Here is a 23,141-nt window from a genome sequence, read left to right on the forward strand (position 1 = left end):
GAGATAAAGAAATTTTCATCCCGTTGAGGTAAAGTTAAGCTAATTTAACGCAGAAGGCACAAACGGCTACCTTTATTAGCGAGCGGACTCTGCTAGAATTAGAGCCATTTGGTGCTTCCCGTGAGGCAACTGACAGATTAGCGCTGTGCAAAAAGGAATCCTAATGAAGAAACTGCTTTCTCTTCTCATTGCTGTGAGTGTGGCAGGTTTCAGCTCTGTCACCCAGGCTGAAGACCTCCTGCAGGTTTATCAAAAAGCGAAAGAGACCAACCCGACCCTCCGTCAGACTCAGGCTGAACGTAACCAGGCTTTCGAAAAAATTAACGAAGCCCGCAGTCCGTTACTGCCGCAGTTAGGTTTAAGCGGGGGTTATGACTATAACACCGGTTACCGTGATAACAGTAACCAGAGCAATAATGCACTGAATGCACAGCTGAAACTGACTCAGACAATTTTTGACATGAGCAAATGGCGTCAGCTGAACCTGCAGGAACAAACTGCCGGGATCAGCGATATCACATTCCAGAGTGCCCAACAGCAGCTGATTGTGGATACCGCCGTTGCTTACTTTAATGTTCTGCGCGCGCTGGATACCCTGTCTTTCGTACAGGCACAGAAAGAAGCCGTCTACCGCCAGTTGGATCAGACCACTCAGCGTTTCAATGTGGGTCTGGTAGCCATTACTGACGTACAGAACGCCCGCGCTAACTACGACAGTGTTCTGGCTCAGGAAGTCGCCGGCCGTAATGATGTCGAAAACGCCATTGAAGCACTGCGTCAGGTGAGCGGTATTTATTACAGCGAATTAGCCTCCCTGGATGTGAACCGCTTTAAAACCAATGCCCCGGATGCCATCGAAGCCCTGCTGAAAGAAGCACAGGAACGTAACCTGAACCTGCTGGGTGCCACACTGAGCCGTAATCTGGCGAAAGAGCAAATCAGCCTGGCGGAATCCGGTCACTATCCGACTGTAAACCTGAGTGCCGGCACAGGCGTAACCAACACCGATTACAGCGGCAACGGCTACCCTAACGGCCGCCCAAATAACAGCTACGCCGGTCAGAGCACCATCGGCGTGAACGTCAGTATCCCGCTGTACACCGGTGGTGCTGTGTCATCACAGGTTGATCAGGCTCAGTACGGCTATACCGCTGCCAGCGAAAAACTGGAAGCGACACTGCGTCAGGTTGTTCAGACCACCCGCTCTTCTTACAACAATATCAACGCCTCAATCAGCAGCGTGAACGCCTACAAACAGGTTGTGACCTCTGCGGAAAGCTCACTCGATGCAACCGAAGCCGGTTATCAGGTGGGTACGCGTACGATTGTGGATGTGCTGAACGCCACCACTACCCTGTATGAAGCGAAGAAAAGTCTGTCCAACGCCCGTTATGACTATCTGATTAACCAGCTTTATATCGGTCAGGCACGCGGTACGCTGAATGAAGACGATATCCTGCGCCTCAACCAGGTGCTGGGTAAAACTATTTCCACATCACCGGCTTCCGTGGCACCGACCACCCGCTGATCCTGATGTTTGTATGATAAGAACCCGCCTTCCGGCGGGTTTTTTTATACTTTTGCTGTTTTTGCGGATAATACTTCTGCCGGGCAGTGAAATATCAGGTTATATACCGGAGGCCGCAATATAATTACACCGGCCGGGCGTATTCCCCCCGTAAAAATACCGCGATACCGGTATCTTTTTTTTCTGTTAATCTGATTTAATTCACATCAGATGCAAAAAGCAGATTATTGCTTTAATTTCACACAGTTTTCCCCTATCCTAGACAGTAATTACCTCCCATAAAACCGTTTCCGGATATAACGACGATGACAATGAAACGCACCAAGAATATTAACCGCGACGCTTTCCGCAAAACCTGGCGTCAGTACCGCCTGGCACCTGTTGCGGCTGCTGTCGGCGCTGTTCTGATGTTAACCGCCTGCGATGAAGCCGATGAAACCGTTGCGCTCTACACCACCGCAGAGCAGTGCTCCGCCGCGAACCCGTCACAGGCCGGTGAATGTACCACTGCCTATAACAACGCACTGGAAGAAGCAGCAAAAACCGCACCGAAATATGCCACCCGCGAAGACTGCGTGGCGGAATTCGGTGAAGCCCAGTGTACTCAGGCACCAACAGAGCTGGCGAATAACAGCCAGCAGCAGCAACCTGCCCAGGCATCCGGCAGCTTCTGGATGCCGCTGATGGCCGGTTATATGATGGGCCGTATGATGGGCGGCGGTGCCGCTGCTTCTCAGCCGCTGTTCACTTCCCGTAACCCGGCAAGCCCGGCTAACGGCAAGTTTGTTGATGCCACCGGTAAAAACTACGGTTCTGCCACCGGCGGACGCAGCATGACAGTACCGAAAACCGCCATGGCACCAAAACCGGCCACCACAACCACCACCACACGCGGTGGCTTCGGTGACAGCGTGGCGAAACAGAACACCATGCAGCGCTCATCCGGCAGCAGCAATTCATCTTCCCGTTCAATGGGCGGCTGATTTACATGAAACGCGTAGCGATTAGCGAGCGCCCTGACTGGCGCGGGAAAGCCGAGGAATTCGGCTTCCATTTTCATACTATGTACGGCGAGCCGTACTGGTCAGAAGATGCCTGTTATCAGTTTTCTATGGCACAAATCGATGAAATCGAGGAAGTGACCAGCGAACTGCATCAGATGTGTCTTCAGGTGGTGGATAAAGTCACACAAAGTGACGAGCTGATGGCCCGTTTTCAAATCCCGAAACACTGCTGGGATTTCGTGCGTGAGTCATGGGCAACCCGCCAGCCGTCGCTTTATTCACGCCTGGATCTGGCCTATGACGGCGTGAATCCGCCGAAGTTACTGGAAAATAATGCGGATACACCGACATCGCTGTATGAATCCGCTTTCTTCCAGTGGATCTGGCTGGAAGACCAGATTGCCGCCGGTAACCTGCCGGAAAATGCCGATCAGTTCAACGGCATCCAGGAAAAGCTGATTGAGCGTTTCGGGGTGCTGGCGGAAGAGTACGGGTTCCGTTATCTGCACATGGCCTGCTGTCAGGATTCCGTGGAAGATCGCGGTACTATCCAGTATTTGCAGGATTGTGCACAGGAAGCCGGTGTCACCACTGATTTTCTGTTTATCGAAGATATCGGGCTGGGCGATCGCGGTGAGTTTACTGATCTTCAGGATCAGATTATCAGCAACATGTTTAAACTCTATCCGTGGGAATTTATGATGCGGGAGATTTTCTCCACCAAGCTGACAGACGCCGGTGTTCGCTGGCTGGAACCGGCCTGGAAGAGCATTATCTCCAACAAAGCCCTGCTGCCGATGCTGTGGGAAATGTTCCCGGATCACCCGAACCTGCTGCCTGCCTATTTTGCGGATAAACCGTATCCGGAAATGGAGAGCTACGTCATCAAGCCGCTGTTCTCCCGCGAAGGTGCCAATATCCGTATTATCGAAAACGGCAAAGAAATCGCCGCAGCGGACGGCCCTTACGGCGAAGAAGGCATGATTGTCCAGCAGTTCCATTCCCTGCCGAAATTCGGCGACAGCTATACCCTCGTAGGCAGTTGGCTGGTAAATGATGAATCTGCCGGGATCTGCATCCGTGAAGATAAAGAGCTTATCACCCAGGATCTCTCCCGTTTCTATCCGCATGTCATTATTGACTGACGAATAGTCTCTGGCTGATACAAAAATCCCCGGGACATCAGATGTCCCGGGGATTTTTTATGACAAAAGAAATCGTCAGCCGACTTTGACTGTCAGCATACTCAGTGAGCCGGATTCAATACCATCTACCGGTACGGTGACCGGCTCGCTGCCCTGCCGCATACCGAGAATATAGAGCAGCGGCAGATAATGTTCCGGTGACGGATTCGACCGTTTTCCGTCTTCGCGCTCAAGTGCATTCACCAGCGGATGCGGCCGGGCGTCGCTCTCCAGGTTATCACGCACAAAATTATTAAAACTCACTGCCCACGGATACGGTTCGGCCTGCGCATTCTGCCAGTCCATCTCACGCAGATTATGCACCACATTACCGCTGCCGAGCACCAGCACACCTTCATCACGCAGCGCCGCCAGTTTACGGCCGGTATCATAATGCCACTGTGCCGGTTTGCTGCCGTCAAGGCTGAGCTGCACCACCGGAATATCCGCATCCGGATACATTTTCACTAAGATCCCCCAGCTGCCGTGATCTAACCCCCACTCACCGTGATCTTCCCCGATATTATCATCACTGAGCAGATCTTTTACCCGCGCCACCAGCGCAGATGATCCGGGAGCCGGATATTCCGTTTCATGCAGCGCAGGCGGAAAACCGCGAAAATCATGGATGGTGCGCGGGTGTGCGGCAGATGTCAGCCACGCCCCCTGTGTATACCAGTGCGCGGAAATCACCAGAATGGCGGACGGACGCGGTATCTCCTCTCCCAGTTGCCGCCAGGTTTCGGTATAACGGTTGGTTTCCAGGACATTCATCGGGCTGCCGTGACCCGCAAACAGAGCCGGTAATCGTTTCATTGCTGACCTCACACAAAAATTGTTCACTGAGATCAGTGTATGCCATTCCGGGATTTATCACGCAGGGTAATCATGATGAAGTTATTCAAAAAATATGACAGGAGTGCGGATACAAAAATGCCGCTGTGTCAGCAGCGGCATTCTCAGGATTTCAGTCTTGTTCAGTTACTGACCCTGTCAGTGATGTCAGCCCGCTTTCGCCATTAACTGCTCACGGTACTGCACCAGGTCATCAATAGTCACAACCGGCATATCATGGGCTTTTGCAAACACAATCACTTCCGGTGCACGGGCCATTGAGCCGTCATCGTTGGTCAGTTCACACAGCACACCGTACGGCTTCAGACCGGCGAGTGTCGCCAGGTCAACAGAGGCTTCGGTATGACCGCGGCGGGTTAACACACCACCGTTCTGCGCGCGCAGCGGGAATACGTGGCCGGGACGGTTCAGATCCGCCGGAACAGCGCCATCAGCCACCGCAGCGCGGATGGTGGTGACGCGGTCAGCCGCAGATACCCCGGTGGTCACACCGTGAGCGGCTTCAATCGTGACGGTAAAGCCGGTTTTGAACTGGCTGGAGTTGTTCTCCACCATCATCGGCAGCTCAAGCTGCTGACGGCGTTCGTCAGTCAGGCACAGGCACACAATACCGCTGCCGTGACGGATGGTCAGTGCCATCTGCTCAACGGTGATGGTTTCGGCGGCGAACACCATGTCGCCTTCGTTTTCGCGGTTTTCATCATCGAGTACCATTACCCCCCGTCCCTGACGGATAGCTTCAATGGCACGTTCTGCACGTTCAATCGGATTGCCGTAATCTGATAACAGCGTCTGATTCATGGTAAATAAACCTCATCGTAATTAAAAATGATTACCAGAACCAGGGCATCTTAGGAGTTGCATACATATCATAACGCCATGTCATAAAACCATGCCGCAACAGGTTTTTACCTGTGCAGATAATTGATGATATGCGATCGGACGGGCGGATATTGCCCGGCTGATGCTGACTCTCTCCCATCCGGACTATAACCGTCGGCCCCGGAATTACACCGGATCTGCTGACCTTCACCGTAGTGAAGCGCTCGCGGGCTTCATTCGCAATGGAATGTTTACCGCCGGTGGGGACTTTCACCCCGCCCTGAGATAGCAGAGTTACTATACCCCCAACGAGTGAGCCCGGCCAGTGGTTATTTTTACCGGGGGCTCAAAATGAGAACTCAGACTGGTTCAGAATCCCGTAACAGGTTACTATTTGCGGCATAACGATCCTCCGGCTCAGAAAGGAAAAATCATGATTGACCCGAAAAAAATTGAACAGATTGCCACACAGCTGCAAAGCGCGCTGCCGAAAGGTGTGCGGGAGATCGGAGCGGATATCGATAAAAAGATGCGTGCCATTTTACAGTCACAGCTCGGCAAGCTGGATTTAGTCAACCGCGAAGAGTTTGATGTGCAGACTCAGGTGCTGCTGCGCACCCGCGAAAAACTGTCGCAGATGGAAAAACGTCTGGCAGAGCTGGAAGCGCGCCTGGCGGAAAAAGGCGGCGAGTAATGACAACAGGAGATACGCCGTGCGTATCTCCTGCATAATCAGCCGGTTACTTTGATTTATTGATCGTATTGATGATATTGGTGGTGGAAATGCCATCCTCAAAATTGAGGACTTTCACTTCCCCGCCTGCGGCCCACACTTCCTCACTGCCGGCGATCTCTTCCGGACGGTAATCCCCGCCCTTAACCAGCACATCCGGCAGAACAGAAGCGATCAGACGCTGCGGCGTATCTTCCTCAAACGGCACCACCCAGTCCACGGCACCCAGCGCACCGAGTACAATCATCCGCTGATCCAGCGGGTTGACCGGACGGCTTTCGCCTTTCAGACGTTTGGTGGAAGCATCACTGTTTACCGCCACAATCAGGCGGTCACCCAGTTTGCGGGCGTTGGCAAGATAAGAGACGTGTCCGGCGTGCAGAATGTCGAAACAGCCGTTGGTCATCACCACTTTCTCGCCGCGCTGACGGGCATCCGCCACCGCCTGATGCAGCTCTGCTTCGGTCATCACACCAAAGCCGTTATCGCTGCGGCCGCGTACGGCATTTTCCAGTTCAACCGGCGATACGGTGGATGTCCCCAGCTTACCGACCACCACACCTGCAGCGGCATTGGCCAGCGCACAGGATTCGTCCAGGGTTTTCCCGGCGGCCAGCGAGGTTGCCAGCACACCGATTACCGTGTCCCCGGCACCGGTCACATCAAACACTTCCTGCGCCTGTGTCGGCAGATGCAGGGCAGGCTGTCCCGGACGCAGCAGGCTCATGCCCTGCTCGGAGCGGGTCACCAGCAGTGCCTGCAAATCGAAATCACGGATAACTTTCAGGCCTTTTTCTTCGATATCCGCATTATCGGTGCATTTCCCGGCCACAGCCTCAAACTCTGACATATTCGGCGTCAGTAAGGTTGCGCCGCGATAACGGGCAAAATCGGTGCCTTTCGGGTCGATCAGAATCGGTACACCGGATTTGCGGGCCAGCGCGATCATCTCTTCCACATGCGCCAGTGCGCCTTTGGCGTAATCAGACAGCACCAGCGCGCCGATGTGCGGCAGCGCCTGTGCGATACGCTCAAGCATCGGCTGCGGATCTACATCCGAAAAACCTTCTTCAAAATCCAGGCGGATCAGCTGCTGGCTGCGGGATAACACGCGCAGCTTGGTGATCGTCGGGTGTGTCGGCAGGCCGACAAAATCACAGCGGACTTTCACATCATTCAGGCGCTCGGTCAGTGCACGGGCGGCGTCATCAATACCGGTCAGCCCCACGAGGCGGGAATTTGCCCCCAGAGACGCGATATTCATGGCCACGTTTGCCGCACCGCCGGGACGCTCTTCAATTTCAGTGACTTTCACCACCGGTACCGGGGCTTCCGGGGAGATCCGGCTGGTCGGCCCGTGCCAGTAACGGTCTAACATCACATCACCGACGACTAAAACTGCGGCATTCTGAAAATCCGGGAGTGTTACTTTCATTCCCTGCTCCACCTTATGAATAACGAAATTATTGCTGATAATATCACAAACTGGCCGCCGGACAGAAAATCCGCGTGCGGCAACCGGTGCTTATTCCCCGAGCCAGTGCTGCCAGCGGGCGCGGACAAATTCGCGCTCAGCGGCAAATTCCGTCAGCGGCACCACGCCGGATTTATCCTGCAAAGAAAGATGATGCAGCCTGTCGCGCATCATAATATAGGCCGCAGTCAGCCGCAGTGACTCCTCTTCCGGCATCACATCATAATTAGCCATCAGCTCAAAAATCCGGACATTATCAGACCAGCGGATCAGCGCTTTATTCTCCGGTGCAAAACGCAGTACCAGATACTGAGCGATAAATTCAATGTCCGTGATCCCGCCCGGATCAGTTTTGATGTTAAACACGCTGTCATCACGGCTGCCGAGATGCTGATACATTTTTTCGCGCATCTCACGGACATCCAGTTTCAGCTGTGCGTTATCACGCTGACGGCACAGAATATCACGGCGGATGCTGTCAAAACGGGCAGCAATCGCCTCATCGCCGTACACCTGACGGGCACGGATCAGAGCCTGATGCTCCCAGGTCCAGGCGCTGTTCTGCTGGTAATCCGCAAATGCCTCCAGCGTGCTGACCAGCATCCCGGCTTCCCCGGATGGCCGCAGACGGGCATCCACCTCATACAGCACGCCGGATGATGTGCGGGTGCTGAACAGATGCATAATGCGCTGCGCCAGCCGCAGATAGAACTGCCGCGCGTCGATTTCACGCGGGCCGGTGGTTTGTGTGCCTTCCGGGCAATCCAGCAAAAACACCAGGTCGAGATCAGAGCTGTAGCCCAGCTCCCAGCCGCCCAGCTTGCCGTAACCAATCACCGCAAAACCTTTATCCCCGTCGCGGGTCAGATGCGCAGGTTCACCATAGCGTCTGACCATCTGCCCCCACGCCTGCTGCACCACAGCACCGATCATTGCTTCTGCCAGCCAGGTAAGGTGATCACTCACTTTCATTACCGGCAGCACGCCGGTGATATCTTCCGCCGCTATCCGCAACAACTGTGCCTGTTTAAACTGGCGCAGTGCCTCAAGCTGCTGCTCCTCATCGTCCTCCGGAACCCGCATCAGATACTGACGCAGCTCATCACGGTACGCATTCAGCGGCAGCGGCTGGTAGAGTGAGGCCGGATCCAGCAGCTCATCAAGCAGCAGCGGATGGCGCGCCAGCTGCACGGCAATCATCGGGGATGCCGCACACAACCGCACCACATGGGTCAGTACCACATCGGATTCCAGCAGCAGCTCCAGATAGGTTGTCCGGCTGACAATGCTGAGCAACAGCGGCGTCAGGCGCTGTAACACCCGCTGTGCATCCGGCTGGGACACCAGCTTCGCCAGCAGTTTGGGCAGCAGATGATCCAGCACATCCCGTCCGCGCGGCCCGATGGTCCGTTTGCCGAGATCCTGCCGGAACCCCTGTAAACCGGTAAGAAACTGTGCGGCATCTTCTTCATTCAGGGAAAACAGAGAGGTGATATCAGTCAGTTCCGGCTCACTCTCCCACAACGAGATAAACGGCTGTAAGGCAGTTTCATCCTCACTTTCCTCATCATCCTCGCCGATAAGATCGGTAAAAATCTGGTGCACTGCCGCCATTTTACTGTTCAGCACCGTTTCCAGATCCGCCCACGAAGCGGCATCCATCCCCTGTGCCAGCCGCGCCTGATCCAACGGTGAATCCGGCAGCGTCTGTGTCTGGCTGTCATTAATGGCCTGCAGCAGATTTTCCAGCCGCCGCAGATACGTGTAAGCATCCAGCAACTGCGCGACCTGCTCCTCACCGAGCAGCCCCAGACGGGCGATTTCCGCCAGCGCCGCATGCAGGGATTGTGTCTGTAATCCCGGCTCACGTCCGCCGCGGATCAGCTGAAAGACCTGGGTGATAAATTCCACTTCCCGGATGCCACCGGCACCGAGTTTAATATTGTTGGTCAGCCCGCGCCGCCGGACTTCGCGGCCAATCATACCTTTCATATTGCGCAGAGACTGGATCACACTGAAATCAATATAGCGGCGGTAAACAAACGGGCGCAGCATCCGGCGCAGCGTCTCACTGTACGCGGAATCATCACGGCCGAGGATACGCGCTTTGACCATCGCATAGCGCTCCCAGTCGCGCCCCTGTTCCTGATAATAATCTTCCAGGGCGGAGAAGCTGAACACCAGCGGCCCGCTGTCACCGAACGGCCGCAGGCGCATATCTACGCGGTAGACGAAACCGTCCGCTGTGGCGTGATCCAGCATTCTGATAATTTTTTGTCCCAGGCGGGTAAAGAACTGTGCGTTTTCCAGCTCGCGGCGGCCACCCTGCGTGACACCGTTTTCCGGATAAGCAAAAATAAGATCAATATCGGAGGAGAAATTCAGCTCGCCACCGCCCAGTTTCCCCATCCCGAGGATCAGAAGCGGCATTGCGCTGCCGTCTGCCGAACAGGGTGTGCCCCAGTCCGCACAACAGCACTGATAAAGCCAGTCACGGGCGGCGATAATCAGCACTTCCGCCAGTTCACTGAGCTGACGCAGCGTCTCTTCTGTGGTGCTCCGGCGCAGGATCTGCATGACAGCAATGCGCATCAGCATCTGATAACGGAACAGGCGCAGCACCCGCATCACATCCTCTTCCTGTGCGGCATCCGCCATCATCTCCGTCAGCCGGGCGGCGTAATCCTGCCATTCATCCGGCTGCGGTGGGGTGTCGCGGAGGGCGGAGAGCCAGTCCGGGTGGCGGATACACTGCTCCGCCACAAAATCACTGCCGGCAAAAATCAGCGCTTCCTGTTCAGAGTACGGCACCAGTCCGGTATCAAGCCGGGCGGTTACCCGCTCAGCGGCTTGCCGGAGTATCGGGGTCAGCGGCAGCATCAATGTTCCTTTTGTTATCAGATTCACATAACAGCTCTGCACCCGGTTACGGCATGGCAGGCGCCGCCATCCACAGTGCGAAAACCCATTGCGTGAAAGCCAGTTTACACTGCAACCATACCGGACTGAAACAGACATCCGCAGATTTTGCATCCGCTTCCGCCAGTGCCGATACCACCTCCGGCAGCGGGCAGTCACGGACAAAATCAGGCACTGCGCCGGGATAGTGGTCTGCCAGTGTCAGCAGCAGAGAAAGGGTTTGCTGCAATGCCGGTAATGCGCCGTCCGCATCCAGCAGCCAGGCTTCTTCCAGGCTCTGCCACTGTTTGATCAGACGGACAACCACATCCGTCAGCGGGGTCTGCGGATCCCACTCTGTGAACAGCTCAGGCAGTTCCGGTACCGGGGCTCCCTGAGCCAGCCAGTAACCGCGTGCCGCTTTGCTGCGCCCGGCAAGGCGCAGCCCCGGCAATTCCGCCAGGGCTTTGGCGGCTGTCAGCAAATCAGCGGCAGCCCCCTCTTTCAGCTCCATCTCAAATTCACAGATAGAGCTTTCTGCCTCTCCGGCAACCACACTGCCCTGATCCAGCACCGCTTCCACCACACTGTGATTGACTGTCAGCAGCCACTTTTCACGGGCGAAATCCGTGGTAAAACGGGCGCGCAGTGATGACTGCAGCGCCGCAACATCCGTTTCCGGCGGCCAGACATCCGCAGGCAGCGCCGCTAAATCCAGTTCCGGGCGGGAGAGCGGAATATTATATTCAGGACGCTGATGTAAACCGCCGATATCATTTCCGGCCGTTTTCAGGGTCATTTCATATTCGGTATCACATCCCCGGATCCGCAGTCCCATATCCCACTGCCGCAGTGTGTCGTCAGCTGTTTCAAAATAGCTGTTGGTCAGGCGGACAGCACGGAAATGCTGATGAGGAAAGGCGGTCAGCGCAGCGATCACCGCTGTGATGGCTTCCGGTTTTACCGCAAATTTCAGTTCTGTTTCGTAATCGCTCATAGACATTCCCGTAATCTTATACCGTTATTTATCGTCAGTCTGACCCTGTATTCATGATAAAGATGACACTCATTTGTTATAAATAGCCGGATTTTTCGCTGTTTATCCACTTTATCCCGTCATTTATTCCGTTGTTAAGAGTAATCTCATGGCTGTTTAACGTTTGCACCCGCACACTTAACTCATTAGTATGCTATTCATAACCAACGATTGATAAAGCTTATGACGATGAAAAAACTCGCCTTACTCCCTTTGCTGTTTGCAGCAACCGTCAGCATTACCGCCCATGCTGAAGAAATCCGTTATGTCTCTGATGACCTCTCCACCTATGTTCACAGCGGCCCGAGCAACCGCTACCGCATTGCCGGTTCACTCAATTCCGGAGAAAAAGTCACCGTTCTTGATGTGAATAATGAGAGTGGTTTTGTCCGTGTCCGTGACAGCAAAAACCGCGATGTCTGGTTACCGAAAGAGCTGCTGAGCACCACGCCGAGCCTGAAAGAACGCGTACCGGCCATGGAAGAAGAAATTAAAACCCTGCGCGGCAAACTCGCCAATATCGACGGCACCTGGAACGACAAAACGGCTGACATGCAAAACCGTGTGGCCGCCAGTGATGATATCATTAATAACCTGAAAAAAGAGAATGACAGCCTGCGTAATCAGGTTGTGGTCGCAAAGAAAAAACTGGATGCCATCAGCGTGCAGTTAGATGACAAACAGCGCGATATTATCCTGCAATGGTTTATGTACGGCGGCGGTGTAGCCGGTGCCGGTCTGCTGCTGGGTCTGCTGCTGCCGCATATGATCCCGCGCCGCAAGAAAAAAGATCGCTGGATGAACTGAGCCTCACAGTAACCGCAGTACGGAGAAACGCGTGGATATTTATCTGGTCGGCGGCGCAGTCCGCGATGCCCTGCTGGGTCTGCCTGTCTCGGACAGAGACTGGGTGGTTGTCGGTGCCACCCCGGAGATGATGCTGGCGCGCGGCTATCAGCAGGTCGGGCGTGATTTCCCGGTATTTCTCCATCCGGATACCCGGGAGGAGTATGCGCTGGCGCGGACAGAGCGGAAAACCGGGGCCGGATACACAGGATTTGCCTGTTACAGTGCGCCGGATGTCACGCTGGAAGACGATTTACAGCGCCGGGATCTGACCATCAATGCTATTGCCCAATCGGCTGACGGCACACTGCATGACCCGTATCACGGGGCAGATGACCTGAAAAACCGGGTGCTCCGCCATGTTTCTGCGGCGTTTACGGAAGATCCGCTGCGCGTGCTGCGCGTGGCACGCTTTGCTGCCCGTTTCGCCCCGCAGGGATTTGTTATTGCACCGGAAACCCTTGCGCTGATGTCTGCTATCACACAGCAGGGAGAGCTTGCCCATCTGACGGCGGAGCGGGTCTGGAAAGAGACAGAAAAAGCCCTGAACAGCCCGTGCCCGGATATCTATTTTGCGGTACTGCGTGATTGCGGTGCGCTGGCGGTGCTGTTTCCGGAGCTGGAAGCCCTGTTCAGCGCCACTGACGGGCAGACAAGCTATGACATCCTGACCGCCGCACTCCTGCGCCGGACAGTGCTTCTGACTGACAGCACTGATATCCGCTTTGCCGCGCTGTGTCTTTACCTGAGCGGTCACAGTATCGCAGAGGGAACCGCCGCAATTCAGAAGATGTCTGAGCGCCTGCGGGTGCCGAACCCGGCACGGGATCTGGCTCTGCTTGCCACCCGTGATTTCCGGACTGTTCATGACATCAGCCATCTGACTGCAGACAATATCATCACCCTGTTTGATTCACTGGATGCCTGGCGCAAGCCGGAGCGCATTACACAGCTGGCTATCCTTTGCGAAGCGGATTACCGCAGCCGGATAGCGCCGGACGCAGCAGATTATCCGCAGGGGCAGTTACTGGCTGAGGCCTTCGCGCTTGCACAGCAGGTTGCCGTCAAACCGGTGATTGAGGCCGGTTTTAAAGGCGCGGACATCAAAGCGGAACTCACCCACCGCCGCGCTGAGGCCATCAGAGGCTGGCAACAAAAAAGCCGTTCATCATGAACGGCTTTTTTCATTTCAGGCTGCGGATAATTATTTCTCCGCAGACTCCATACCCACTAACCCGACTTTCAGATATCCCGCTTTGCGCAGAGCATCCATAATGCCCATCAGCGTTTCATAATCGACCGTTTTATCTGCCTGGAAGAAGATCGTGGTTTCCTTATTGGATTCCGTGGTCTGATCCAGGATCTGAGCCAGTGTTTCTTTTGTGACTTCCTGCTCGCCCACCAGCAGCTGGTTATCCGCTTTCACCGTCAGGAAGACCGGTTTTTCCGGACGCGGCTGTGGTTTTGCCGTTGAGGCCGGCAGATTTACTTTAATATCAACAGTCGCCAGCGGTGCGGCTACCATAAAGATGATCAGCAGAACCAACATCACATCAATAAAAGGTGTGACGTTAATTTCATGCAATTCGCCGCTGTCATCCGACTCTTCGTTAAGACGCATTGCCATCAGATATTACCCTGCTTTGCTGTCTGCCAGGTCGAGATCACGGCCCAGCCATAAAATAGTGTGTGCTGCGGTATCACCCAGGTCACCACGGTAAGCGGAAATCATACGGGCAAAGATGTTGTAGATAACGACCGCAGGAATTGCCGCGACCAGCCCCAGTGCCGTTGCCAGCAGTGCTTCTGCAATCCCGGGTGCCACAACCGCGAGGTTGGTGGTCTGTGAGTGGGCGATACCGATAAAGCTGTTCATGATACCCCATACGGTACCAAACAGGCCGACAAACGGTGAAATAGCCCCGATAGTGGCCAGATAGCCGTTACCGCGTCCCATATGACGGGCAACACCGGCAACGATACGCTCCTGGCGGAATGTCACACGGTCTTTGATGCCGCTCAGATCACGGCTTTTTTCTGATGCAGTCCGCTCATTGACGGCATCAAGCACCAGCATCCGGGTGACACTCTTTTTCCCGAATGTATCGGCGATGGCTGCCGCTTCATCCAGCGAGCGGGCATCTTTGATTGCTGCCGCTTCACGGCGGATACGACGGCGGGAAGCGATAAGATCAGCGCCCTTGGCAAAGAAAATGGACCAGGTAATCACTGAGGCGATAATAAGGCCGATCATAACCGATTTAACGATAACATCCGCGCCCTGATACATGGAAATTACGGACAATTCCGCCGCAAAGCCACGGTTACCGTCTGCCGGTGCTGCGCTGATTTCCTGAACAGGAACCTCTGTTGCGGATACCGGGACCGCCGGTTGTTCAGGCGTCTGAGCAGGCTGACCGGCGGTTGCTGCCGGCGCGGTGACAGGTGTTGTTGTCGCTGGTGTGACAGCTGCAGTGGTATCTGCGAATGCACTGCCGGTTAAACATAATGCCAATAGCACAGAAACGGTCAAATTACGCATCAGTTGGCCTTCAACTCTCTTTTGTTATGAACTCTTTCTCAGCAAAAAATAAATCGTGTTATTCATCGCTACCCAAAAAACGAAACCCGCTGATCATACCAAACCCTGAGTAATTTGATAGTAATTATCATTACCGTTTACCAAAAAATGCGATTCCGGCGGAAAATTTCACACGGAATGCTAAGGGTTTTCAGTCATCCATCCGGGATCACCACAGATAAAACGCACAAAAAACACACGCAGGGACATGATTCACCAACCTGACTTTATACCGTCAGTGAATCGGAAGAAAAACCCGATCAAATCAAACGAGTGAACAATTTTTGCGATACACTGTCTGTACCGTTGTTCCGGATCTCGTTTTACAGGAAATCTAATGTCTAGTTTATCAGAGATTGTGAGTGCGCTCTGGTCTCACGATTTTGCCACACTCTCTAATCCCGAAGTCCTCTGGCTGGTTTACGCTATCCTCTTCACTGTCATTGTGCTGGAGAACGGCATTCTGCCCACTGCGTTTCTGCCCGGGGATACCCTGCTTATTTTGTCAGGCGCACTGATTGCGAAAGGCGTGATGGATTTCCTGCCGACACTGGCCATTCTGACCGCCGCCGCCGGTATCGGCAGTTGGCTGGGTTTTGTTCAGGGGCGCTGGCTGAGTGATACCAAAACCGTCAGGCGCTGGATGACGCAGATCCCGAAAAATTATCATCAGAAAGCCGAAGTGCTGTTTAACCGCCACGGCCTGTATGCCCTGCTGATCGGCCGTTTTCTCGGTTTTGTCCGTACTCTGCTGCCGATGCTGGCCGGGCTCTCCACACTGCCGAACCGCCGTTTCCAGTTCTTTAACTGGCTGAGCGGATTCCTCTGGGTGGCAATTATTACCACCTTCGGTTATGTGCTCAATCAGATCCCGTTTGTCAAAGCACACGAAAAAACCGTAATGACCGCACTGCTGCTGATCCCGGTCTTTTTCCTGATTGTCGGTATCGCGGCATCCCTGTATCTGTTGATCCGCCACTACCGCAGACGCCGCGCCCTGCTCAACCGCAGACGTCACCGCACCTATAAGAAATAAGATAAGGGCTCCTGCGGGAGCCTTTTTGCTGCCGGTGTGCCGGAAAGCACAATCCGGTTCGCCACAACACCCGCCCTGATTTACACTACACTTAATGGTTATCCGCTTCATTTTTCCTAATCTTACCCGGAGAAATAATGAACAACTTCACTCTTTTCACCCCGACAAAAATTCGTTTCGGCAAAGGCCAAATCGCCAAACTCAGCAGTGAAATCCCGAAAGATGCCAAAGTGCTGATGCTGTACGGCGGCGGCAGTATTAAGCGTAACGGTGTTTACGAGCAGGTACTGGCTGCCCTGGACGGTTATGATGTTCATGAATTTTCAGGTATCGAGCCGAACCCGGCCTATGAAACGCTGGTAAAAGCGATTGCGTATATCCGTGAGCATGACATCAGCTATCTGCTGGCGGTCGGCGGCGGGTCTGTTATCGACGGCACCAAGTTTATTGCTGCTGCGGTGGATTATCCGGGCGACCCGTGGGATATCATCACTACCGGAGGCCGCAATATCCGCAGTGCACTGCCGATTGCCTGTGTGCTGACACTTCCGGCCACCGGTTCTGAAACCAACTGTTTTTCTGTGGTCAGCCGCCGTGAAACCGGAGATAAGCAATCATTCGGTCACCCGCTGGTGCATCCGAAGTGCGCCATTCTTGATCCGCAGACCACTTACACCCTGCCGCCGCGCCAGACAGCCAACGGCGTGGTTGATGCCTTTATTCACACCCTCGAGCAGTATCTGACGTATCCGGTGAATGCCAAAATTCAGGACCGGTTTGCAGAAGGTATTCTGCTGACACTGATTGAGGAAGGCCCGAAAGTACTGGCAAATCCGGAGGATTATGACAGCCGTGCCAATGTGATGTGGGCCGCCACCCAGGCGCTGAGCGGGCTGATTGGTGCCGGTGTGCCGCAGGACTGGGCAACCCACGCACTGGGCCATGAAATTACTGCGCTGTACGGACTGGATCACGCGCAGACACTGGCGATTGTGTTACCGGCACTGCTGCGGGAAAAACGCAAAACCAAGCGCGAAAAATTATTACAGTACGCTGAGCGTGTCTGGCATCTGACAGACGGTTCTGAAGAGAGCCGGATTGAGTGCGCCATTGAAGCAACCCGCGTTTTCTTTGAAGAGCTGGGCATAAAAACCCGTTTCTCTGATTATCAGATTGATGACAGCGGCATTCCCAAACTGGTTGCCAAGCTTACTGAACACGGCCAGACTGCCCTGGGTGAACACCAGGACATCACACCGGAAGTCAGTGAACGGATCTACCGGGCTGCCGTCTGATACACCATAAACACTGATTGGAGGCCACATGAACAAACCTGCATTAGTTACCTTATCTGACGGACACTTAATGCCGCAACTGGGGCTGGGTGTCTGGAAAGCCGGGAACGACGTGGTCGGCTCTGCTGTGCAGACCGCACTCGAAACCGGTTACCGGCTGATTGATACTGCCGCGATTTATCAGAACGAGGAAGGTGTCGGTGAAGGACTGAAAGCGACCACCGTTCCCCGCGACGAGTTGTTTATCACCACCAAACTGTGGAACAGCGATCAGCAACATGCCGGTAAGGCGCTGGAAGCGAGCCTGAAAAAGTTACAGCTCGATTATGTGGATTTGTATCTGATCCACTGGCCCGCACCGGCAGAAGACCATTATGTCTCCGCCTGGGAGCAGTTGATTGAATTACAGAAATCCGGACTGACCCGCAGTATCGGTGTCTGTAATTTTGATATCGGCCATTTGCAGCGCATTATCCACAAAACCGGCGTGGCACCGGTACTCAATCAGATAGAACTGCATCCTCTGCTGCAACAGCGCGAGCTTCAGGCCTGGAATGCGACCCATTCCATTCACACTGAATCCTGGAGCCCGCTGGCACAGGGCGGCGAAGGCGTTTTTGATACTGATATCATTCAGGCATTAGCGGCGAAATACCAGAAAACACCAGCACAGATAGTGATTCGCTGGCATCTGGATCGCGGGCTGATTGTGATACCGAAATCAGTCACCCCTTCGCGGATTCATGAAAACTTTGATGTCTTTGATTTCCGTCTGGAGAAAGAAGAACTCTCACAGATTCAGTCTCTCGATTCAGGTACCCGCTTAGGGCCGGATCCAAAAGAATTTAATTAAGTTAGTTACTGTCTGAAAGCCATCTGTATAAATTATACAGGTGGTTTTTATTTATTTTATAACTACTTTTCAAATGACCATTCAATAAACAAATAATTCATAAATAAAAAAGGGGAAATACACGAACGCAATATGTATTTCCCAAAGCATGGCAAATATAGCAGGATTAATTATCCAAATTTCAGCCTTGCTGTCATCAATATAATTAATTCGCTATTTATTAAAAATAAATTCAAACGCCAATATGAAAGGAGGAGTATATGAAACATGACCTTTCAGTCACCATAACACAGCATTACCATTCAAGGTTAAAAGCCATGTTGTACATCACATCGTTCGAACCGGTGTATGCGACACCAGTCTTCACAGCGATGTTCTCGTTGAACCGGTAACCGGTTCCCACTGCGACTGCCTGAGTGGACTGGTATCCGCCCATCGCCGCAGTGATATTCAGTTTACCGACACCGTACGGCTGGAACAGACCGTTCAGTGCGGCACTGGCCGCCAGACCGTTATCAAGGCGCTCGTTGGTTTCACGTAAATCATTTTCCAGTGAACGCAGATCCTGGCGGTTCTTCAGGATATCGAGGGTATTTTTATCAATTTTGGTCGCATGTTTATCAATATCTCTTCTGTTAGCATTAGCCACATTGGTTGTCGTATTACTCTTTTTGCGAACATCTTTTAAATCTGTTGTCAGCTTGTCTGAATCGGCTTTCAGTTCAGAGATCATTTTTCCCTGTTGCTGAATTTCGTTACCCTGTGAAAAATTCACTTCATCTGTCAGTTCGATAGCTGATTCCAGATTATTAATTTCCTGCTCATTCTTCTTACTATCTTGTTTTAACTGATAAATTGCATTATCGGCAGGGATCGCTCGTTCAATCAGAGAATTGATATTATTTCTTATGTTTTTATTTTCCGAATGAAGTTCTTCGAGTTGATCATCCTGTTCTTTATTCACAGTCTGAACGGCTGAGATATCCGTATGCAGTTCACCCACAGATAAAATGACAGATTCACTCTGTATTTTGATACTGTCTGCATCCTGTTTTAACTGAGATATCTCATTGAATACCGGTGATATTGTCTCATTTATCTCATTGATTTTAACTTCAGCAGACAGGGCTGCCGCCCCCAGTTTCTCCAGCTTAGTATCCTGTTTTTCATTAGCATCCTGTATATTTTTCATGTCACTATTAAATTCATCAATAGTTTGAGATAATGACTGATTATAAACAGGGGAATTACTCTGTATCTCCGTAACACTGTTCAGTGTATGATTAATTTTGTCATTTAAGTAATTATATGTTTGAATAACTTCTGAAATACCCGCACTGCGGTCATACTCATTTTTAATTTCAGATGTAATCAATGGCTGATAATTATTTTCTACAAAATATAATTTAGTACTGGTTTCCGGTACTAATACCGGAATCTCGTCTTCAGTAACTTTTTTATATTCAGATAAATCAACAAGTGTTCTTGCATAATAGTAGTTGCTGTTATCATCAGCGTTCGCATATGAAAAAGGCAGCATGATAAGCAGGGAAATTAAATTTTTTTTCATTCATTAACTCTCAATATAGATAAAACAGGATTTGAAAAAATATACCTGCATTACCGCAGAGAAAGAATAAACAAAACATAAACACAAAAAAAAGCAAAAAATATAGTTAGGTAATTATTTTAACAGAAGAGAATCGAATCGTTTTTCCGGAGAAATAAAAAATCCGCCGCAGCGGATTTTTTATTTTAACAAACGTGATTATTTATCTTTAATCAGGCTGTGCATTTCCTGTACTGAAATCACTCTCTCTGTCGGATCCATATTCAGAGACAGTGTGGTGGCAAAGCCGCCGTTCATGGTGGTGTCGTAATGCACTTTATATTGCAGGGCGCTGCGGCGGATCACTTTGGAATCCTCAATCGCCTGACGACCGGCGGTGGTATTCACAATGTAATCGTATTCGCCGTTTTTAATTCTGTCCTGAATGTGAGGGCGACCTTCGTGCACCTTATTCACCAGGCGCGGGTTAATACCCGCCTCACCCAGCACAATCGCAGTACCGTGTGTCGCATCCAGCTCAAAACCCTGTTTCAGCAGTTTTGCCGCCAGATCCACCACCCGCGCTTTATCACCTTCGCGGACAGAGAGCAGCGCACGGCCTTTCTTCTTCAGTGAGGAAGAGCTGCCGAGCATGGCTTTGGCAAAGGCTTCCGCAAAGGTGCGTCCCACGCCCATCACTTCCCCGGTAGAGCGCATTTCCGGCCCTAAAATCGGGTCAACGCCCGGGAATTTGTTGAATGGCAGCACCACTTCTTTCACCGAGTAGTACGGCGGGATGACTTCTTTTGTCACACCCTGCTGCGCCAGTGTCTGACCGGCCATCACGCGCGCTGCGACTTTCGCCAGCGGCACCCCGGTGGCTTTGGAGACAAACGGCACCGTACGCGCCGCACGCGGGTTAACTTCAATCAGATACACTTCGTTGTCTTTGACCGCAAACTGGGTGTTCATCAGACCGCGCACGCGCAGTTCCATCGCCAGTTTTCTCACCTGGTCGCGCATCACATCCTGGATTTCCTGACTCAGCGTGTAAGCCGGTAACGAGCAGGCAGAATCCCCAGAGTGAACCCCCGCCTGTTCGATGTGCTCCATAATGCCGCCAATCAGCACCTGTTCGCCGTCGCAGATAGCATCGACATCCACCTCAATCGCATCGTCGAGGAAGCGGTCAAGCAGTACCGGCGCGTCATTGGAGACACTGACTGCATTCTGGAAGTAACGGCGCAGGTCGGTTTCGTCGCAGACGATTTCCATCGCGCGGCCGCCCAGCACATAAGAAGGACGCACCACCAGCGGATAACCAATTTCTTTTGCCCGCTCAACCGCCTGCTCAATATTAGAGACGGTGGCGTTTGCCGGTTGTTTCAGGCCGAGGCGGACGACCGCCTGCTGGAAACGCTCGCGGTCTTCCGCGCGGTCAATCGCATCCGGGCTGGTACCGATAACCGGCACACCGGCCGCTTCCAGGCTGCGCGCCAGTTTCAGCGGAGTCTGGCCGCCGTACTGAACAATCACACCCGCCGGTTTTTCGACACGCACGATTTCCAGCACATCTTCCAGCGTCACCGGCTCGAAATAGAGGCGGTCAGAAGTGTCGTAGTCAGTGGAAACCGTTTCCGGGTTGCAGTTGACCATGATGGTTTCGTAGCCGTCTTCACGCAGCGCCATCGCCGCGTGTACGCAGCAGTAGTCAAACTCAATGCCCTGGCCGATACGGTTCGGCCCGCCGCCGAGTACCATAATTTTCGGTTTGTCGTTGTTCGGCTGCGCTTCACACTCTTCTTCATAGGTGGAGTAGAGATAGGCGGTGTCAGTGGCAAATTCCGCCGCGCAGGTATCCACACGCTTATAAACCGGCCACAGCTGATAGCTGTCACGCAGTTTGCGGATTTCAGCTTCCGCCACACCGACCAGTTTTGCCAGCCGCGCATCCGCAAAACCTTTGCGTTTCAGGTGACGCAGGAATTCGGGGGTCAGGCCGTTAATCCCGACTTCTGCCACCTGCTCTTCCAGACGCACCAGCTCTTCAATCTGTACCAGGAACCAGCGGTCAACGTTGGTCAGGTTAAATACGCCGTCAACTGACAGTCCGGCGCGGAATGCGTCCGCGATATACCAGATCCGCTCGCCGCCCGCTTCTTTCAGCTCACGGCGGATGCGGGTCAGTGCATCCGGGTCGTCCAGGTTCACTTTCGGATCAAAACCGGTCGCGCCCACTTCGAGGCCGCGCAGCGCTTTTTGCAGGGATTCCTGCTGAGTGCGGCCGATAGCCATCACTTCACCGACGGATTTCATCTGTGTGGTCAGACGGTCATTGGTGCCGGCAAATTTTTCAAAGTTAAAGCGCGGGATTTTTGTCACAACATAGTCGATGGACGGCTCAAAGGAGGCCGGTGTCAGGCCGCCGGTGATGTCGTTTGACAGTTCATCCAGCGTGTAGCCGACTGCCAGTTTGGCCGCGATTTTGGCAATCGGGAAGCCGGTCGCTTTGGAGGCCAGCGCGGAGGAGCGCGATACACGCGGGTTCATCTCGATAACAATCAGACGACCGGTTTTCGGGTTCACCGAGAACTGCACGTTGGAGCCGCCGGTTTCCACGCCGATTTCACGCAGCACCGCCATCGAGGCGTTACGCATGATTTGGTATTCTTTGTCGGTCAGGGTCTGTGCAGGGGCAACAGTGATAGAGTCACCGGTGTGGATCCCCATCGCGTCGAAGTTTTCGATGGAGCAGACAATGATGCAGTTATCATTTTTGTCCCGCACCACTTCCATTTCATACTCTTTCCAGCCAATCAGTGATTCATCAATCAGCAGTTCGTTGGTCGGGGAGAGATCCAGGCCGCGGGTACAGATTTCCTCGAATTCTTCACGGTTATACGCAATACCGCCGCCGGTGCCGCCCATGGTGAATGACGGGCGGATAATGCACGGGAAACCGACATCATCGGCGACCGCAAACGCTTCTTCCATGGTGTGTGCGATACCGGAACGCGCTGTATCCAGACCGATTTTTTTCATCGCGATATCGAAACGGCGGCGATCTTCGGCTTTATCAATCGCATCTGCTGTCGCGCCAATCATTTCGACGCCGAACTCTGCCAGCACGCCGTGACGTTCCAGATCCAGCGCACAGTTCAGCGCGGTTTGTCCGCCCATGGTCGGCAGAACGGCATCCGGGCGCTCTTTTTCGATGATTTTGCGCACCACTTCCCAGTGAATCGGCTCGATGTAAGTCGCATCCGCCATTTCCGGGTCGGTCATAATGGTTGCCGGGTTCGAGTTAACGAGGATAACGCGGTAGCCCTCTTCGCGCAGGGCTTTACACGCCTGGGCGCCGGAGTAGTCAAATTCACAGGCCTGGCCGATAACAATCGGACCGGCGCCTAAAATCAGGATGCTGCTGATATCTGTACGTTTTGCCAT

The 23,141-nt window shown here is 53.2% G+C and carries 18 protein-coding genes and 1 riboswitch; of the genes, 9 read left to right on the forward strand and 9 right to left on the reverse strand.

Translation table 11 applies throughout. The annotated features are described in order from the left end of the window. Positions 1–163 precede the first annotated feature (163 nt). From tolC to X965_RS09405, 3 genes are all read left to right on the forward strand, one after another. Positions 164–1,528, forward strand: coding sequence for an outer membrane channel protein TolC (tolC, locus tag X965_RS09395; protein ID WP_004237157.1), 1,365 nt, complete (start codon positions 164–166; stop codon positions 1,526–1,528). Positions 1,529–1,833: 305 nt separating this feature from the next. Beyond that, on the forward strand, positions 1,834–2,511 hold the full coding sequence (locus tag X965_RS09400; protein WP_004242161.1) for a DUF1190 family protein: 678 nt from the start codon (positions 1,834–1,836) through the stop codon (positions 2,509–2,511). A gap of 5 nt (positions 2,512–2,516) precedes the next feature. Continuing rightward, positions 2,517–3,677: a glutathionylspermidine synthase family protein gene (locus X965_RS09405; RefSeq protein WP_004242160.1), complete on the forward strand. Its 1,161-nt coding sequence runs from the start codon at positions 2,517–2,519 to the stop codon at positions 3,675–3,677. A gap of 75 nt (positions 3,678–3,752) precedes the next feature. Here the strand turns inward: X965_RS09405 and ygiD are convergent, their stop codons facing one another. Then, positions 3,753–4,532: a 4,5-DOPA dioxygenase extradiol gene (gene ygiD, locus X965_RS09410; RefSeq protein ID WP_036413749.1), complete on the reverse strand. Its 780-nt coding sequence runs from the start codon at positions 4,530–4,532 to the stop codon at positions 3,753–3,755. 186 nt (positions 4,533–4,718) lie between these two features. Further along, on the reverse strand, positions 4,719–5,372 hold the full coding sequence (gene ribB / locus X965_RS09415) for a 3,4-dihydroxy-2-butanone-4-phosphate synthase (RefSeq protein WP_004237153.1): 654 nt from the start codon (positions 5,370–5,372) through the stop codon (positions 4,719–4,721). 167 nt (positions 5,373–5,539) lie between these two features. Then, positions 5,540–5,685, reverse strand: a riboswitch (FMN riboswitch). Between the two features lie 141 nt (positions 5,686–5,826). Between ribB and X965_RS09425 the strand changes: the two genes are divergently transcribed. Next, positions 5,827–6,087 (forward strand): accessory factor UbiK family protein, encoded by a 261-nt coding sequence (locus X965_RS09425; protein ID WP_004242156.1) that lies wholly within the window; start codon positions 5,827–5,829, stop codon positions 6,085–6,087. A 46-nt stretch (positions 6,088–6,133) separates the two neighbouring features. Here the strand turns inward: X965_RS09425 and hldE are convergent, their stop codons facing one another. From hldE to X965_RS09440, 3 genes are all read right to left on the reverse strand, one after another. Further along, positions 6,134–7,561 (reverse strand): bifunctional D-glycero-beta-D-manno-heptose-7-phosphate kinase/D-glycero-beta-D-manno-heptose 1-phosphate adenylyltransferase HldE, encoded by a 1,428-nt coding sequence (gene hldE, locus X965_RS09430; RefSeq protein WP_004237151.1) that lies wholly within the window; start codon positions 7,559–7,561, stop codon positions 6,134–6,136. A gap of 90 nt (positions 7,562–7,651) precedes the next feature. Then, positions 7,652–10,480, reverse strand: a complete 2,829-nt coding sequence (glnE, locus tag X965_RS09435; RefSeq protein ID WP_036417876.1) for a bifunctional [glutamate--ammonia ligase]-adenylyl-L-tyrosine phosphorylase/[glutamate--ammonia-ligase] adenylyltransferase — start codon at positions 10,478–10,480, stop codon at positions 7,652–7,654. A 46-nt stretch (positions 10,481–10,526) separates the two neighbouring features. Next, positions 10,527–11,495 (reverse strand): inorganic triphosphatase, encoded by a 969-nt coding sequence (locus tag X965_RS09440; RefSeq protein WP_036417877.1) that lies wholly within the window; start codon positions 11,493–11,495, stop codon positions 10,527–10,529. A gap of 228 nt (positions 11,496–11,723) precedes the next feature. Between X965_RS09440 and X965_RS09445 the strand changes: the two genes are divergently transcribed. Together X965_RS09445 and X965_RS09450 are read left to right on the forward strand one after the other, a co-directional pair. Next, complete coding sequence (locus X965_RS09445; protein ID WP_024474998.1) at positions 11,724–12,341, forward strand: TIGR04211 family SH3 domain-containing protein; 618 nt, start codon at positions 11,724–11,726, stop codon at positions 12,339–12,341. Between the two features lie 31 nt (positions 12,342–12,372). After that, positions 12,373–13,554, forward strand: coding sequence for a multifunctional CCA addition/repair protein (locus X965_RS09450; RefSeq protein WP_036417879.1), 1,182 nt, complete (start codon positions 12,373–12,375; stop codon positions 13,552–13,554). 30 nt (positions 13,555–13,584) lie between these two features. Here X965_RS09450 and exbD read toward each other — a convergent pair whose 3' ends face one another. Continuing rightward, positions 13,585–14,007: a TonB system transport protein ExbD gene (gene exbD, locus X965_RS09455; protein WP_004237145.1), complete on the reverse strand. Its 423-nt coding sequence runs from the start codon at positions 14,005–14,007 to the stop codon at positions 13,585–13,587. Positions 14,008–14,013: 6 nt separating this feature from the next. Next, positions 14,014–14,922 (reverse strand): tonB-system energizer ExbB, encoded by a 909-nt coding sequence (gene exbB, locus X965_RS09460; RefSeq protein WP_036417881.1) that lies wholly within the window; start codon positions 14,920–14,922, stop codon positions 14,014–14,016. Between the two features lie 376 nt (positions 14,923–15,298). Between exbB and X965_RS09465 the strand changes: the two genes are divergently transcribed. The 3 genes from X965_RS09465 to dkgA all read left to right on the forward strand — a co-directional run bounded on the left by X965_RS09465 (position 15,299) and on the right by dkgA (position 18,145). Further along, complete coding sequence (locus tag X965_RS09465) at positions 15,299–15,997, forward strand: DedA family protein (protein ID WP_036417883.1); 699 nt, start codon at positions 15,299–15,301, stop codon at positions 15,995–15,997. Between the two features lie 137 nt (positions 15,998–16,134). Further along, positions 16,135–17,292, forward strand: coding sequence for an alcohol dehydrogenase (yqhD, locus tag X965_RS09470; protein ID WP_004237142.1), 1,158 nt, complete (start codon positions 16,135–16,137; stop codon positions 17,290–17,292). A gap of 28 nt (positions 17,293–17,320) precedes the next feature. Continuing rightward, positions 17,321–18,145 carry a 2,5-didehydrogluconate reductase DkgA gene (gene dkgA / locus X965_RS09475; protein ID WP_004237141.1) on the forward strand — a complete coding sequence of 275 codons (825 nt, stop codon included), beginning with the start codon at positions 17,321–17,323 and terminating at the stop codon, positions 18,143–18,145. 295 nt (positions 18,146–18,440) lie between these two features. Here dkgA and X965_RS09480 read toward each other — a convergent pair whose 3' ends face one another. Further along, the gene (locus X965_RS09480; protein WP_036417885.1) at positions 18,441–19,715 is read right to left on the reverse strand and encodes a YadA-like family protein; all 1,275 of its coding nucleotides are present in this window, start codon (positions 19,713–19,715) and stop codon (positions 18,441–18,443) included. A gap of 198 nt (positions 19,716–19,913) precedes the next feature. Beyond that, complete coding sequence (gene carB / locus X965_RS09485) at positions 19,914–23,141, reverse strand: carbamoyl-phosphate synthase large subunit (protein ID WP_004237139.1); 3,228 nt, start codon at positions 23,139–23,141, stop codon at positions 19,914–19,916.

This window comes from Morganella sp. EGD-HP17, from assembly GCF_000512315.2.
Taxonomy (GTDB): domain Bacteria; phylum Pseudomonadota; class Gammaproteobacteria; order Enterobacterales; family Enterobacteriaceae; genus Morganella; species Morganella morganii.

Excerpts from the sequence above, each read along its gene's own strand:
- X965_RS09425 (WP_004242156.1), top strand. The coding sequence starts at position 5,827 with ATGATTGACCCGAAAAAAATTGAACAGATTGCCACACAGCTGCAAAGC.
- X965_RS09405 (WP_004242160.1), top strand. The coding sequence starts at position 2,517 with ATGAAACGCGTAGCGATTAGCGAGCGCCCTGACTGGCGCGGGAAAGCC.
- glnE (WP_036417876.1), bottom strand. The coding sequence starts at position 10,480 with ATGCTGCCGCTGACCCCGATACTCCGGCAAGCCGCTGAGCGGGTAACC.
- ribB (WP_004237153.1), bottom strand. The coding sequence starts at position 5,372 with ATGAATCAGACGCTGTTATCAGATTACGGCAATCCGATTGAACGTGCA.
- X965_RS09480 (WP_036417885.1), bottom strand. The coding sequence starts at position 19,715 with ATGAAAAAAAATTTAATTTCCCTGCTTATCATGCTGCCTTTTTCATAT.
- exbB (WP_036417881.1), bottom strand. The coding sequence starts at position 14,922 with ATGCGTAATTTGACCGTTTCTGTGCTATTGGCATTATGTTTAACCGGC.
- X965_RS09440 (WP_036417877.1), bottom strand. The coding sequence starts at position 11,495 with ATGAGCGATTACGAAACAGAACTGAAATTTGCGGTAAAACCGGAAGCC.
- X965_RS09445 (WP_024474998.1), top strand. The coding sequence starts at position 11,724 with ATGAAAAAACTCGCCTTACTCCCTTTGCTGTTTGCAGCAACCGTCAGC.
- X965_RS09400 (WP_004242161.1), top strand. The coding sequence starts at position 1,834 with ATGACAATGAAACGCACCAAGAATATTAACCGCGACGCTTTCCGCAAA.
- tolC (WP_004237157.1), top strand. The coding sequence starts at position 164 with ATGAAGAAACTGCTTTCTCTTCTCATTGCTGTGAGTGTGGCAGGTTTC.
- carB (WP_004237139.1), bottom strand. The coding sequence starts at position 23,141 with ATGGCAAAACGTACAGATATCAGCAGCATCCTGATTTTAGGCGCCGGT.
- X965_RS09465 (WP_036417883.1), top strand. The coding sequence starts at position 15,299 with ATGTCTAGTTTATCAGAGATTGTGAGTGCGCTCTGGTCTCACGATTTT.
- yqhD (WP_004237142.1), top strand. The coding sequence starts at position 16,135 with ATGAACAACTTCACTCTTTTCACCCCGACAAAAATTCGTTTCGGCAAA.
- ygiD (WP_036413749.1), bottom strand. The coding sequence starts at position 4,532 with ATGAAACGATTACCGGCTCTGTTTGCGGGTCACGGCAGCCCGATGAAT.
- dkgA (WP_004237141.1), top strand. The coding sequence starts at position 17,321 with ATGAACAAACCTGCATTAGTTACCTTATCTGACGGACACTTAATGCCG.
- exbD (WP_004237145.1), bottom strand. The coding sequence starts at position 14,007 with ATGGCAATGCGTCTTAACGAAGAGTCGGATGACAGCGGCGAATTGCAT.
- hldE (WP_004237151.1), bottom strand. The coding sequence starts at position 7,561 with ATGAAAGTAACACTCCCGGATTTTCAGAATGCCGCAGTTTTAGTCGTC.